The organism is Micromonospora sp. NPDC047548 (genome assembly GCF_040642975.1).
GTDB lineage: Bacteria > Actinomycetota > Actinomycetes > Mycobacteriales > Micromonosporaceae > Micromonospora.
Genome location: NZ_JBEYTI010000031.1, coordinates 2,408 through 15,642, shown reverse-complemented (window position 1 = coordinate 15,642; position 13,235 = coordinate 2,408). Strand labels below are relative to the sequence as shown.

At 73.4% G+C, this 13,235-nt stretch carries 11 protein-coding genes; all 11 read right to left on the bottom strand.

Annotation, left to right across the window (positions count from 1 at the left end):
* Positions 1–35 precede the first annotated feature (35 nt).
* The 11 genes from ABZ807_RS24740 to ABZ807_RS24690 all read right to left on the bottom strand — a co-directional run bounded on the left by ABZ807_RS24740 (position 36) and on the right by ABZ807_RS24690 (position 13,068).
* A complete protein-coding gene (locus ABZ807_RS24740) occupies positions 36–1,007 on the bottom strand; it encodes a sugar phosphate isomerase/epimerase family protein (protein WP_357162466.1) in 972 nt (323 codons plus the stop codon).
* Positions 1,004–1,921: an SCO3242 family prenyltransferase gene (locus ABZ807_RS24735; protein WP_357162463.1), complete on the bottom strand. Its 918-nt coding sequence runs from the start codon at positions 1,919–1,921 to the stop codon at positions 1,004–1,006. The genes ABZ807_RS24740 and ABZ807_RS24735 overlap by 4 nt, the downstream gene beginning before the upstream one ends.
* Before the next feature lie 76 nt (positions 1,922–1,997).
* On the bottom strand, positions 1,998–3,146 hold the full coding sequence (locus ABZ807_RS24730) for an inositol-3-phosphate synthase (protein WP_357162460.1): 1,149 nt from the start codon (positions 3,144–3,146) through the stop codon (positions 1,998–2,000).
* A gap of 498 nt (positions 3,147–3,644) precedes the next feature.
* Positions 3,645–4,853, bottom strand: a complete 1,209-nt coding sequence (locus tag ABZ807_RS24725) for a Gfo/Idh/MocA family oxidoreductase (RefSeq protein WP_357162457.1) — start codon at positions 4,851–4,853, stop codon at positions 3,645–3,647.
* A 20-nt stretch (positions 4,854–4,873) separates the two neighbouring features.
* Positions 4,874–5,926, bottom strand: coding sequence for a substrate-binding domain-containing protein (locus tag ABZ807_RS24720; RefSeq protein WP_357162454.1), 1,053 nt, complete (start codon positions 5,924–5,926; stop codon positions 4,874–4,876).
* Positions 5,927–6,050: 124 nt separating this feature from the next.
* Positions 6,051–7,166 (bottom strand): ABC transporter permease, encoded by a 1,116-nt coding sequence (locus tag ABZ807_RS24715; RefSeq protein ID WP_357162451.1) that lies wholly within the window; start codon positions 7,164–7,166, stop codon positions 6,051–6,053.
* A gap of 111 nt (positions 7,167–7,277) precedes the next feature.
* The gene (locus ABZ807_RS24710) at positions 7,278–8,858 is read right to left on the bottom strand and encodes a sugar ABC transporter ATP-binding protein (RefSeq protein ID WP_357162448.1); all 1,581 of its coding nucleotides are present in this window, start codon (positions 8,856–8,858) and stop codon (positions 7,278–7,280) included.
* Between the two features lie 55 nt (positions 8,859–8,913).
* Positions 8,914–10,092 carry an ROK family protein gene (locus ABZ807_RS24705; protein WP_357162445.1) on the bottom strand — a complete coding sequence of 393 codons (1,179 nt, stop codon included), beginning with the start codon at positions 10,090–10,092 and terminating at the stop codon, positions 8,914–8,916.
* A gap of 212 nt (positions 10,093–10,304) precedes the next feature.
* Entirely contained in the window at positions 10,305–11,390 is a 1,086-nt protein-coding gene (locus ABZ807_RS24700) for a YihY/virulence factor BrkB family protein (protein ID WP_357162442.1), read from the bottom strand.
* A gap of 64 nt (positions 11,391–11,454) precedes the next feature.
* Entirely contained in the window at positions 11,455–12,264 is an 810-nt protein-coding gene (locus ABZ807_RS24695) for an ABC transporter permease (RefSeq protein WP_357162439.1), read from the bottom strand.
* 9 nt (positions 12,265–12,273) lie between these two features.
* Positions 12,274–13,068 (bottom strand): ABC transporter permease, encoded by a 795-nt coding sequence (locus ABZ807_RS24690; protein ID WP_357162436.1) that lies wholly within the window; start codon positions 13,066–13,068, stop codon positions 12,274–12,276.
* Positions 13,069–13,235 lie beyond the last annotated feature (167 nt).

The window sequence follows — 13,235 nt, the reverse complement described above, 5'->3', positions numbered from 1 at the left end:
CCGTCGCTCCTCCCCTGATGCTGATCGGTCGATGTCTAGGCCACCTCGGTCATCGGGTCCGACGCGGCGGCCGGGACGGCCTCGGTCGCCCGGGCCACCGCCGCGGCGGCGCGCAGGAAGTCGAGGGACCGGGCGGCGACGACGGGCGCCGCGTGCGAGTGCCGGGGCAACTCCACCGCCACCAGTCCCCGGTAGCCGACGTCGACGAGGGCGCGCAGCACCGGCGGAAAGTCGATCTCGCCGGTGCCGAACTCCAGATGCTCGTGCACGCCCCGACGCATGTCGTCGATCTGCACGTTGACCAGGTGCGCGGCCACCTCGTGGACACACTCCGGCACCGGACGCGGCTCCAGGCAGCGGCAGTGTCCGATGTCGAGGGTGATGCCGAAGCGCTCCGGATCGCCGAGGGCTCGGCGCAGCCGCCACCAGCCGGCGATGTCCTCGACCAACATCCCCGGCTCCGGCTCGAAGCCGAGGGCCACACCGGCCCGGTCGGCGGCGTCGAGCACCGTCGCGCACCCGGCGACCAGCCGGTCCCAGGCGACCACCGGCGGTACGGTGTCGGGGCGTACGCCGGCCCAGCAGGAGACCGCCTCCGCGCCGAGGTCGGCGCCGATCCGGACCGCCCGGGTCAGGAAGTCGATCCGCCGGGCCGGCTCGTCGTGCAGCAGCGTCGGCGCGTGCTTGTGCCACGGGTCGAGCAGGTACCGGGCGCCGGTCTCGACGACCACGGCGAGACCCAGCGCGTCCAGCCGGCGGGCCACCTCGTCGACCCGGCGGGCCAGGCCGGGCGCGAACGGGTCGAGGTGGTCGTGGTCCAGGGTGAGCGCGACGCCCTCGTAGCCCAGCTCGGCGAGGACCGCGAGGGCGTCGTCCAGCCGATGGTTGGCGAAACCGTTGGTCCCGTAGCCGAACCGCGGCCCCCGGTCCGCCCGGTGCCCCCGGTCGGCCGGGCCGACGGTCGGGCGCGGCGGCGGGGCCGGCGGGTGGGGACGCGGGGTGGTCATGTCGGAGAGACCTTCCGGGCCAGCCGGCGGCCCAGCGGCGCGGCGGCCGCCACCGCCAGCCCGAGCAGGCCGGCCCCGGCCCGGGCGGTGAGCGCGCCCTGCAACGCCGGCAGCCCGGTGATCCCGGCGCCGACCGCCGCCCGGACCCGGCCGGCGGACGGGTCGGCGACCACCCGGGCCTGCGCCCCGCCGTACCGGGCGACGTACCAGCCGGCCAACGCGACCGGCAGCGCGGCGGCGTCCCGGCGGCGGGCAGCGGCCGTGGACCGGTCGGCGGCGGGGGCCGTGGACCGGCGGGCAGCGGGGGCCATGGACCGGCGGGCAGCGGCGACCGCGACCAGGGCGGTGCCGGCGAGGGTACGCAGCGGCAGCGCGGTGTCCGCGCCGGTCACCTCGCGGCGGGACAGCGCGGTGACCGTCCAGGTGTGCGCGGCGACGGTGAGCGCCGCCGGCAGCGCCCGGGCCGGCCGCCCGCCGGTCGAGCCGAGCAGCACGTCCAGGCCCCGGCAGGCGGCCATCACGGCCGGTCCGGCGGCGGTGTTCTTCGCCGCCAGGTCGTACCCCCAGATCGCCGCGGCGAGCGGGACCGCGACGGCTGCGGCCCGCCGGCCGCCCGCGACGGCGGCCAGGCCCAGCCCGGCGGCGGTGAGGCCGGCGGCGAGACCGAGCGCGGCGCCGGGCGTGACCCGGCCGCTGGGAATCGGCCGCTCGGGGCGTTCGACGGCGTCCAGGCGGCGGTCGGCCCAGTCGTTGGCGGCCATCCCGGCCCAGTACAGCAGCACCGACGCGCCGGCCAGGCCGGCGGTACGCGGGCCGAGCGCCCCGGCCGCCGCGGCGCCCGCGACCACGTCCCCCGGCACGGAGAGCGCGGCCGGCGCCCGGACCAGCTCGGCGAGGGCGGCGAGGTCACTCACGCCGACACCTCCCTTCGGTCGGCGTCGGCGTGAGGCTTCCACGCACTGAGCCGAACGGTTCGCTCGCTCCGCTCGCTCACGCGGCACCCCCGGCGTGCAGCCGCCCGGTGAACTCGACCAGCCGCTGCCACTGCTCGCCGAGCGAGTGGGTGGGCGTGCCGAGCGGGTCCTTGAAGAAGAACGCCAGCTCGGTCAGGGGGCCGACCCGGCCGGCGGCGTGCGCAGCGGCGGTCAGCCGGGCCAGGTCGAGCACGAGCGGCGCGGCCAGCGCGGAGTCGCAGCCGTGCCAGGTGAACTCCATCCGCATGCCGGTGCCGAGGAAACCGGCGAAGGTGATCAGGTCCCAGGCGGTCTTGAAGTCGCCCAGTTCCTCGACGTACTCGATCCGGGTGCCGCCCTGCGGCAGGTAGCCGAGGGTCTCGCCGAGGACCCGCTGCTTGCTGTCCACCTTGGCGGCGTTGGCGGCCGGGTCGGCGAGGGTGGCGCCGTCGCCGCCGCCGAGCAGGTTGACCCCGGACCAGGAGCGCACGGCCAGGTGGCGCATCGCGAACATCGGCGCGAGCACCGACTTGACCAGGGTCTCCCCGGTCTTGCCGTCGTGCCCGGCGTACGGCACGCCGCGCGCGACGGCCAGCTCGGCGAGCGCCGGCAGCCGCAGCCCGGTGGACGGGGTGAAGTCGACGTACGGGCAGCCCGCCTCGACGGCCGCGTACGCGTAGAGCGAGCTGGGCGGCAGCACCTCGTCGGGGCCGGCGAGCGCGGCGCGCAGGGCGGCCGCGTCGGCGTGCCCGGGGTGCGGCCGGGCGGCCGGCTCGGTGGCCGCGACGTGGACCACCACCACCCGGTCCAGCCGGTGCCGCCGGCGGAACGCGGTGAGGTCGGCGACGATGGCGGCGGCCCGTTCCGCCTGGCTGCCGCCGGTGGGGGCGGGGCGCAGGTCCTCCTCGACGGCGGCCAGGTCCCCGGCGAGCGTGGCGGCCAGCCGGCCGGGCAGCACGCCGGCGGCGGCCAGCGTCTCGGCCCGCTTGGTCAGCGGGGTGGTGGCCAGGTCGTGGCCGCCGAAGACCAGGTCGGCGAAGCCGGGCAGGGCCGGGCCACGCAGTGCGGGCAGCTCGGTGACGCAGCCGGTCGGTGCGGTGAGCCCGGCCCGCAGGGCGAGACCGCCGACGATGCCGGTGGTCGCGACCGAACCGCGCGCCCCCACCAGCCAGACACCCGTAGGCATGGTGCTCCTTCCGTCCGGAGGATCGCCCTTGCATTCTTGTATATCAATATCAGATGGTTCGCCGGAAAGACACCTTCCGCCGGGCCCCGTCCGCCCGACGTCCGGGGCGGCACCGGGCTGCGACGACGTCAGCGGCGCGACGACGAACCCGGTATCCCGTACGGCGTGCGGACGGGGCTGGCAGGCAGGGTCGTTCGGCGTCTCGGCCCTGCCTCCCCGTGTCCGGCCGACGGGCGGCGGCGCGCCCCTCGACCGGACGTCTGGTGGTGGCGACCCGGACCCGGGCCGGTGGCGGCCGGGCGTCCCCGGTCGCCGGGACGGTGGTGGCGGTCCTCCGGTGCGGCCGGGGAATCCCGGTCCGGCCGCACCGGAGGACCGTCGTACGCGTGCGCCACCGGCCATGGTGGCCGGGCCGCACGCCCTCCGGTGCCGATCCCGTCCCGACCGCGGGGCGCAACCGCGGCCGGTCCTCGCCGGTCGGCGACGGAGGTGGTCTGGTCAGACGGGGAGCGCGGTCAGCGCGGGCTCCACCTCCGTCCACCGGGAGCCCAACTCCGCCGACCGGATCACCGCGTCCAGCACCAGCTGGACCTGCAACGCGTCGGTGAAGGAGGGGGTCGGATCGACGCCGGTCGCGACCGCCTCGACGAAGTCGCGCATCTGGTGGGTGAAGGAGTGCTCGTATCCGATGATGTGCCCCGGCGGCCACCAGGCCGACAGGTACGGATGCTCGCCCTCGGTCACCAGGATGCGGGTGAAGCCCTGCTCGGCGGTGGGCCGGGTGGCGTCGTAGAACTCCAGCTCGTTGAGGCGTTCCAGGTCGAAGGCGACGGTCCCGAGAGAGCCGTTGATCTCCACCCGGAGGGCGTTCTTGCGGCCGGTGGCGAACCGGCTCGCCTCGTACGTGGCCAGCGCCCCGTCGTCCAGGCGGGCGACGAAGACCGCCGCGTCGTCGACGGTGACCGCGCCGGTCGTCCGGCCGTTGCCGTCGGATTGCGCGGCCAGGCCGCTCGACCCGGCCGGCAGCGGCCGTTCCTTGACGAACGTCTCGGTCACCGCGCTGACCCCGGTGATCCGCTGGCCCGTGACGTACTGGGTCAGGTCGATGATGTGCGCGCCGATGTCACCGAGCGCGCCGGAGCCCGCCCTGTCCCTCTGCAACCGCCACACCAGCGGGAACTGCGGGTCGACGATCCAGTCCTGGAGGTACGCCGCCCGCACGTGCCGCAGCACCCCGAGCCGGCCCTCGGCGACGAACTGTCGCATCAGGGCGACCGCGGGCACCCGGCGGTAGTTGAACCCGCACATGGAGCGCACCCCCGCGGCCCGGGCGGTGGCCGCCGCGGCGGTCATCTCCCGGGCCTCGGCCACCGTGTTGGCCAGCGGCTTCTCGCAGATCACGTGCTTGCCGGCGGCCAGCGCGGCGAGCGCGATCTCGGCGTGACTGTCGCCCGGCGTGCAGATGTCGACCACGTCGATGCCGTCCGAGGCGACCAGGTCCCGCCAGTCGGTGGTGTACGCGTCCCAGCCGAGCCGGTCGGCCGCACTGGCGACCTTCCCGGCGTCCCGGCCGCAGATCGTCGCCATCCGGACCCGCGCCGGCAGCTCGAACACCCGGTTCACGGTGCGCCACGCCTGCGAGTGCGCGGCGCCCATGAACTCGTAGCCGACCATGCCGACCCGCAGTTCGCTGTGCTGTGTGGACAAGGTGGGTCTCCCCCCGTGTGTCAGAACCCGAGCTTGAGGTAGTCGCCCGCGTTCTCCTTGGTGATCGTCTCGGAAGCGAGCACGATCTCCTTGGGCACCTGGAGTTCCACCAGGTCGGACATGCCCTTGCCCTGGCCGATCAGGCGGGCCAGGGAGACGGCCGAGGAGGCCATCGACGGGCTGTAGGTGACGGTGGCCTTGAGCACGGTGTTGTCGGCCTTGATGTCCTCCATCGCCTTTTTCGAGCCGGCGCCGCCGACCATGAAGAACTCCTTGCGGTTGGCCTGGTTGACCGCCGCGAGGACACCGATGCCCTGGTCGTCGTCGTGGTTCCAGAGCGCGTCGATCTTCGGCAGCGCCTGGAACAGGCCGGTGGCGGCCTGCTGGCCGGAGTCGGCGGTGAACTCCGCCGGACGCCGGTTGGCCACCTTCAGCCCGTTCGCGGCGAGGGTGTCGGCGAAGCCCTTGGAGCGTTCCTGGGTCAGCTCCAGCGAGTCGATGCCGGGGATCTCTCCGATGACGGGGTTGCTCACGCCCTTGGCCTTGAGCTGCTCGACGATGTAGGCGGCCGCGGCCACCCCCATGCCGTAGTTGTCGCCCTTGATCTGCAACCGGTAGGCGCGCGCGTCGGGGAAGGCCCGGTCCAGGTTGACCACGGGGATGCCGGCCTTCATCGCCTCCAGGCCGAAGGCGTTGAGCTCCTTGCCGTCGTGCGGCAGCAGCACGATCACGTCGGGCTGCTGCGAGATCAGCGTGGACAGCGCCGCCCGCTGGGCCGCCGCGTCCGCGCCGGCCTCGACCGACTTGAACTCCACGTCGGAGTACGCCTGTGCCTGCGCCTTGGCGTTGTTGGTGATGGCGGCGATCCAGCCGTGGTCGGCGGCCGGGGCGGAGAAGCCGATGATCACCTTCTTGCCCGGGTCGGCGTTGCCGCCGGACGCGGCCGCCTTGGTCTGCGCGACGGTGGGCTGGTCCTCGTTGCTGGTGCAACCGGCCAGGAGCACGCCGGCGCCGACGGCGGCCCCGCCGAACAGCAACCGGCGGCGGGACAGGTCACGACTGAGCTGGGTCATGACGACCTCCAAGAGTGACGGGGGTGGGGCGAAAAGGGTGTGCGGATCCCGGCCACCGTCGGTAGGTGGCCGCCGAGATGCGGTGGGTCGTGCGGAGGGCGGCACGTCGTCGCGCCGCGGACGGTCAGACGGTGGTGGCCCGGTTGCGGCCGAGGAACTGGGTGAGACTGCGGAACTGCACCTGCTGGACCAGGACGGCGCCGACGATGATGCCGCCCTTGACCATGTTCTGGGCCTCGGTGGAGAGGCCGTTGATGGCGAAGAGGTTGGTGATGGTGGAGAAGATCAGCACCCCGAGCAGGGAGCCGACGATGGTGCCCCGGCCACCGCTGAGCAGCGTCCCGCCGATGATGGCGGCGGCGATCGCGTCCAGCTCGTACAGGTTGGCCATGGCGGCCTGGGCGGAGTTGGCCTGCGCGGTCAGCATGACCGCGGCGATGCCGCAGCAGAGACCGGAGAGCGCGTAGAGCAGCACGGTGTGCCGGCGGACGTTGATGCCGGCCAGCCGGGCCGCCTCCGGGTTGCCGCCGACGGCGACCGTGCGCCGGCCGAAGGTGGTGCGGTTGAGCAGCACCCAGCCCGCAGCGACCACGGCCGCCAGGATGTAGACCAGCAACGGGATGCCGAGCAGCTTGGTGCTGGCGATGTCGTTGATGAAGACGTTGTTCGAGACCTGGGTCTGCTTGTCGGAGATCTCCGCGGCCAGCCCTCGGGCGGCGACCATCATGGCCAGCGTGGCGATGAACGGCACCAGCCGCCCGTACGAGACGAGCAGGCCGTTGACCAGCCCGACCGCCACGCCCACGGTGAGCGCGCTGAAGATCATGCCGCCGGCACCGTAACTCTGGGTGGCCACGGTGGTGCACCAGACCCCGGCCAGCGCGACGATCGCGCCGACGGAGAGGTCGATGCCACCGCCGATGATCACGAAGGTCATCCCGACGGTCACCACGCCGACCACCGAGGCCAGCTTGAGGATGGTCAGGGTGTTGTTCCACACCCAGTCCGGGTTGGAGTAGAGGTCGGAGCGGGTCGCGGCGCCGATGACGACCAGCACGACCAGCACCGCGATCAGGCCGAGGTTGCGCCGCGCGCCCTCGCCGCCGTCCCCGTGCCACCAGGACAGCCGGCCCGGCCCGGCGGTCTTCCCGCTCGCCGCCGCCGTCTCGGCCGGGTCGACCGACGGGGACGGGGACGGCAGGTCCGCCCGGCTCTCCGGCGTCGCGGTCGCCTCGCTCATGCCGCCACCTCGCTCCGCTCGGCGACGGCACGAGGCTCGGCCGCCCTGAGCCGACCGATTCGCTCACTCCGCTCGCTCATGCCGCCACCTCGCTCCGCTCACTGCGCTCGTTCATGCCGGCGTGCCTTCCATCAGAGACCCCGCCATGACGAGGTCGAGCACGGTGTTCTCGTCCAGTTCGCCGGCCGGCGCCTCGCGCACCATCCGGCCCTCGCGCATGACCAGCACCCGGTCGGCCAGGCCGAGCACCTCGGGCACCTCACTGGAGACCAGCAGCACCCCGACACCCCGCGCGGCCAGGTCGCGGATCACCCGGTAGAGCTCGGCCCGGGCACCGACGTCCACGCCGCGGGTGGGTTCGTCGAGCAGCAGCAGCCGGGTGTCGCCGAGCAGCCAGCGCCCGACCACCACCTTCTGCTGGTTGCCGCCGGAGAGCGTGCGCACCGGCCGGCGCACATCCCGGGGGCGCAGCTGGAGGCTGTCGGCGATCCGTTCCGCCTCGCCGCGCTCCCGGCCCGCGTTGGTGAACCCGAGGCGGGCGTACCGGCTGAAGGTGGCGAGGGTGACGTTGCGGTGGATCGGCTCGCCCAGCAGCAACGCCTGGCTCTTGCGCTCCTCGGGCGCCATCCCCATGCCGGCCCGCACCGCCGCGCCGACGCTGCCCGGGCGCAGCGCCCGGCCGTCCACCCGGACGGCGCCGGTGTCCGCGCGGCGGGCGCCGTAGATGGTCTCCAGCAGTTCGGAACGGCCGGAGCCGACCAGGCCGGCGATGCCGACGATCTCGCCGGCCCGCACGGTGAGGGAGACGTCAGCGAACTCGCCGGCCCGGCCGAGCCCGTCGACCCGCAGCAACTCCGCGCCGGCGCCGGTCTCGGCCGGACGGTCCGGGAAGACGTACTCGATGGTGCGGCCGGTCATCTTCGCGACCAGGTCCCGGGTCGGGGTGTCGCGGGCCGGTAGGTTCGCCGCGGTGGTCCGGCCGTCCTTGAGTACGGTGACCCGGTCGCCGATCTCGCGGATCTCCTCCAGCCGGTGCGAGATGTAGATGACCGCGATGCCCTGCGCGGTGAGTTCCCGGATGATCCGGAACAGGTTGCCCACCTCGTCGTGGGCCAGCACCGCGCTCGGTTCGTCCATGATGATCAGTCGCGCCTCGTGGGAGAGCGCCCGGGCCATGCTGACCACCTGCTTGCCGGCGGCCGGCAGGGCGCGGACCATCCGACCGGGCGGGATCTCGCCGTGGCCGAGCCGGGCCAGGATCTCCCGGGTCCGGCGGGCCATCTGCCCGCGCCGGACGAAACCGAGCCGGCGCGGTTCGTGGCCGAGGAAGGCGTTCTCCGCCACCGAGAGGTCCTCGACCAGGTCGAGCTCCTGGTAGATGGTGGCGATGCCGGCGCGCATGGCGGCCTGCGGGTCGGCGAAGACGGCGGGCTGGCCGCGCCACTCGACGTGCCCCGAGTCCGGTCGGTGCACCCCGGCGAGCACCTTGATCAGGGTGGACTTGCCGGCGCCGTTCTGCCCGAGCAGGCAGTGCACCTCGCCGGCCCGCACCTCCAGCTGCACCCCGTCCAGCGCCCGTACGCCGGGGAAGGTCTTCACCACGTCGGTGAGGCGCAGGACCACCTCGCCCGCGACGGTGTCGGCGGGCGGGGTGACCAGCGGGGCGGTTCCGTCGCCGGCCGGCCCGGTCATGATGCCTCCCCTGTTCGCGACTGCGGGGCTCGCAGGCCCGGCTCACTCCTCGCGCTCACGATGCCTCCCCGAAAGCGACATCGCTGGCCAGCACCGCAGCCCCGGCGACCCCGGCACGCGGACCCAGCTCGGACAGGACGACCGGCAGGTTGCCGGTGGCCAGTGGCAGCGACCGGCGGTAGACCACGCTGCGGATCTCGGCGAGCAGGATGTGGCCGAGCTGGGCCAGCCCTCCGCCGATCACGATCATCGAAGGGTTGGTGAAGCTGACCAGGCCGGCCAGCACCTGGCCGACCCGCCGGCCGCCGTCGCGGATCAGCTGGATGCAGGCGACGTCCCCCTCGACCGCCCCCTCGGCGACGTCCCGGGCGGTGACGGCGCCCCGGGCCGCGAGCCGTTCGGCGAGCGCCGGGGAGGTGCCGGCCCGGGCGGCGGCGACGGCCTCGCGGGCCAGGGCCGCGCCGCTGAAGACCGCCTCCAGGCAGCCGACGTTCCCACAGGAGCAGATCGCGCCGTGCGCGTCGACCTGGATGTGGCCGATGTCGCCGGCGCAGCCGTCGGTGCCCCGGTAGACCTCGCCGCTGAGATAGATCCCGCAGCCGATTCCGGTGCCGATCTTGACGAACAGGAAATCGTCGATCGAGTGGGCGACCCCGCCGTGCCGTTCCCCGATGGCCATGATGTTGACGTCGTTGTCGACCACCGCCGGGCAGCCGTGTTCCCGGGTGAGCAGCTCACGCACCGGGAACCGGTCCCAGCCGGGCATGATGGGCGGCGAGACGGGCACCCCGTCGCGGAAGCTCACCGGCCCGGGGACCCCGACGCCGACACCGTCCAGCTTCTCGTACGCCCCGTCGACCCGGGCCTTGTGCAGCAGCTCGTTGACCCGGTGCAGGATCACCTTCGGGCCCGAGCGGATGTCGGCCGGCTCCGTGTACGCCGCGACCGGCTCCAGCCGGCCGTTGACCACCTCCACGTCGATCGAGCTGGCGCCGAGGTCGACGGCGGCGAAGCGCAGCCGGGGATCCAGCTCGACCAGGGTGGACCGGCGCCCGCCCCGGGAGGCGGCGAGCCCCGCCTCGGCCACCAGGCCGAGCCCGACCAGCCGCTCCAACTCGGCCAGCAGCCGGGGCCGGGGCATCTGGAGGCGGTCGCCCAGCTCGGCCCGGGACGCCGGCCCCGCGTCGCGAAGCAGCCGCAACAGCCGTAGGTGCAGGGGTTCCAGCGTCCGCACGGGATCCACCTCCGCGTCGGGTTCACATCGATGAAAGGTCGATGTGTTGTGTCCGACACATTAGGAGCCTTCCGTGGCCCCTGTCCATAGCTTCGGTTGAACTGCCGCCAACTTTTGTCCGTTGGGACAAAAGCTATGAGTGGATCAAGGAAAGATCGACCCCGCCGCGCCGGACGCTGCGGGGTCGATCGACCTCGTGCCGTTCGTCGGGGCTAGCGCTCCCCGGCGGCATTGCGCTTCTTCTTGAGCTTGCGGTCGTCGCGCAGCTCGACGTAGGGCTCCTCCTCGGGAGAGTGACCGGCCGAGATGGCCCGGCCGCGCTCCAGCTCCGCGTCGAACTCGGCGCCGACCAGGATGGCGATGTTGCTCAGCCAGAGCCAGACCAGAAAAATGATCACGCCGGCCAGCGCGCCGTAGGTCTTGTTGTAGGACGCGAAGTTGCTGACGTACAGGGCGAAGAGGCCGGAGATCACCAGCCAGATCACCACGGCCAGCACGCCGCCCGGGCTCACCCAGCGGAAGCCGCCGTGCCGGGCGTTCGGCGAGGCCCAGTAGAGGATCGCGAACATCAGGCTGACCAGGAGCAGCAGCACCGGCCACTTGGCGATGTTCCACACCGTCACCGCGGTGGAGCCCAGCCCGATCGCGCTGCCGACCTGCTCGGCGAAGCCGCCGGTGAAGACCACGATCACCGCGCTGGCCAGCAGCATCACGCCGATCGCGGCGGTCACCCCGAGCCGGATCGGCAGGGTCTTCCAGATCGGCCGCCCCTCGGGCACGTCGTAGATGATGTTCGAGGCGCGCATGAACGCGGCGATGTAGCTGGACGCGAACCAGAAGGCCGCGAGCAGACCGATGATCGCGGCGATGCTGGCCAGCCCGCCCGAGGCGCCCGCCTGTTCGATGGCCCCCTCGATGATCTTCCGGATGTTCTCCTCCGGCACCGCCTGGTTGACGGTGTCCCTCACCCCCGCGGTGGCCCGGTCGCTGATCAGGCCGAGCAGGGAGATTAGCACCAGCAGCCCGGGGAAGATGGAGAGCACCCCGTAGTAGGTCAGCGCGGCGGCCAAGTCGCGGAGCTTGTCCTCCTGGAACTCCGTGACGGTGCGCTTCAGGGCCGCCTTCCAGCCGGAACCGGGCAGCTCCGTCGGGCTGCCCGGCCCGTCGTCGGGGCCGACCGGCCGGCTGCCGCGGGTGTCGCGGCCCACCGGCTCGCCCGCACGGGTCCGGGCCGCGGTCGCGGTGCCGTGGTCGTCGCCGTCGCGCCCGGCCCGGGCGGACGTGTCGTCGGAGGCCATCGCCCCTCCTCGTGGTCGGCGGAGTCCCCCTCGACATGCCCCGGGGAAGCCGACCGTTAACCCGTCACTTGTACAGCAGGCCCACCATCCGCCGGGACGCCACGGCCAGCCCGAGCCCGGTCAGCGCCAGCAGGTAGAGCACGTCCAGCACCCACAGCCAACCGGACCCGCCGACACAGATGTCGCGGACCAGGTGCACCGAGCGGTAGAGCGGGGTCAACTCCACCACCCCGCGCAGCAGCGCCGGATAGTCCTCGGCCGGCACGAAGGTGCCCGAGAAGAGGAACAGGGTGAACTGCGCCGAGCCCATCAGGTCGAAGTCCTGCCAGCTGCGCATGAAGGTGGCCAGCGCCATGCCGACCGCGCCGAAGGTGAAGCCGACCAGCACCGCCGCCGGAAACGCCAGCACGGCGCGCCCGACGGAGGTCAGGTCCATCGCCACCATCACCGCGAGGAAGGCCGCCGAGTAGGCCGAGCCACGCACCATCGCCCACCCCAGCTCCCCCAGCGCGATCTCGAAGGGCCGGACCGGGGTGGCGATGATCCCGTCGTAGAGCTTGAGGTACTTCATCTTGCCGAAGAAGTTGAAGGTGGTCTCGGCGAGCGCCCCGGTCATCGCCGAGGCGGCGAGCATCGCCGGGGCGACGAACGCGGCGTACTGCACCGTCCGGCCGCCGGGCAGGGTGAAGCCGTCGATCAGCTGGCCCACCCCGACCCCGATGGAGAAAAGGTAGAGCACCGGCTCGACGAACCCGGAGAGCAGCAGCAGCCAGTAGACCGACTTGAGCGCCGCCACGTTGCGCTCGACCACCGAGGCCGACCGGCGCGACGCGCCGGAGACGTCGAGCAGCCGGGGCAGGACGAGGGTGACCACGCGAGCCTCCTAGACCACGAGCCGGCGGCGGAAGAGCCGGGCGGCCAGCAGCCAGCCGCCCAGCGCCCAGGCCGCGAGATAGAGCAGGTGGCCGGCGATCGACCACTGCGGGGCCACACCGAGCGTCGCCGCCCGGCACAGGTCGACGGCGTGCCAGAGCGGCGTCGCGTACGCCAGCCAGCGCAGCACGCCGGGCAGCGACTCGACCGGGAAGAAGATCCCGGCGAAGAGCGTCATCGGGATCACCGCGAAGCGGAACAGCATGGCCAGCCAGCTGTCGCTGTCCACCACGGCCGCGTAGGCGAAGGTCGGCGCGGCGACCGCCAGGCAGAGCAGCGCCACCACCGGCAGGGTGGCCACCGCCCAGCCGGAACGCAGCGCCCCGAACAGCGCCGTCACCAGCAGGAACGCGGCACTGGCGGTGAGCGCCCGGAACAGCACGAAGGCCAGGTGACCGGCGAGGATGTCGGGAATCCGCAGCGGCGCCGCGGTCTGCGCGGAGTAGGTCTTGATCCACTGGAAGTTGCTGAACACCGGCCAGGTCGACTCGCCGACCGTCACCTGGAGCGCGGTCGAGGCCAGCAGCCCGGGCACGATCCAGTCGAGGTAGCGCACCCCGCCGACGCCCTGGTCGACGTACGCCCCCACGCCGAGGCCGAAGCCGACCACGGTCAGCGTCGGCAGCAGGAAGGACGAGAAGACCCCGGCCCGCCAGGTGCGGCGGTAGCCGGTCAGATAGTGGGCCAGCACCGCCAGCGCCGGCACCCTGGGCAACGCCGGCCGGGACCCTTGCGCCACGCTCACCCGGACCTCCTCTCACCCGCCGTCCACCACGGCCTTCCTACCCCCGGGGTACGACAGGCCGCGGCAACCCTACGGCCGGCCGACCCGGGTGTCGCGCCGTTTACGCGGCCCGTCCGCGACCCCCGGGTCCTGCGCGATGCGCCGCCCGGGCGGCGCATCGCGCAGGA

Coding starts and splice junctions, on each gene's coding strand:
- ABZ807_RS24740 (WP_357162466.1), bottom strand. CDS start 1,007: ATGACCACCCCGCGTCCCCACCCGCCGGCCCCGCCGCCGCGCCCGACC.
- ABZ807_RS24730 (WP_357162460.1), bottom strand. CDS start 3,146: ATGCCTACGGGTGTCTGGCTGGTGGGGGCGCGCGGTTCGGTCGCGACC.
- ABZ807_RS24720 (WP_357162454.1), bottom strand. CDS start 5,926: ATGACCCAGCTCAGTCGTGACCTGTCCCGCCGCCGGTTGCTGTTCGGC.
- ABZ807_RS24715 (WP_357162451.1), bottom strand. CDS start 7,166: ATGAGCGAGGCGACCGCGACGCCGGAGAGCCGGGCGGACCTGCCGTCC.
- ABZ807_RS24710 (WP_357162448.1), bottom strand. CDS start 8,858: ATGACCGGGCCGGCCGGCGACGGAACCGCCCCGCTGGTCACCCCGCCC.
- ABZ807_RS24700 (WP_357162442.1), bottom strand. CDS start 11,390: ATGGCCTCCGACGACACGTCCGCCCGGGCCGGGCGCGACGGCGACGAC.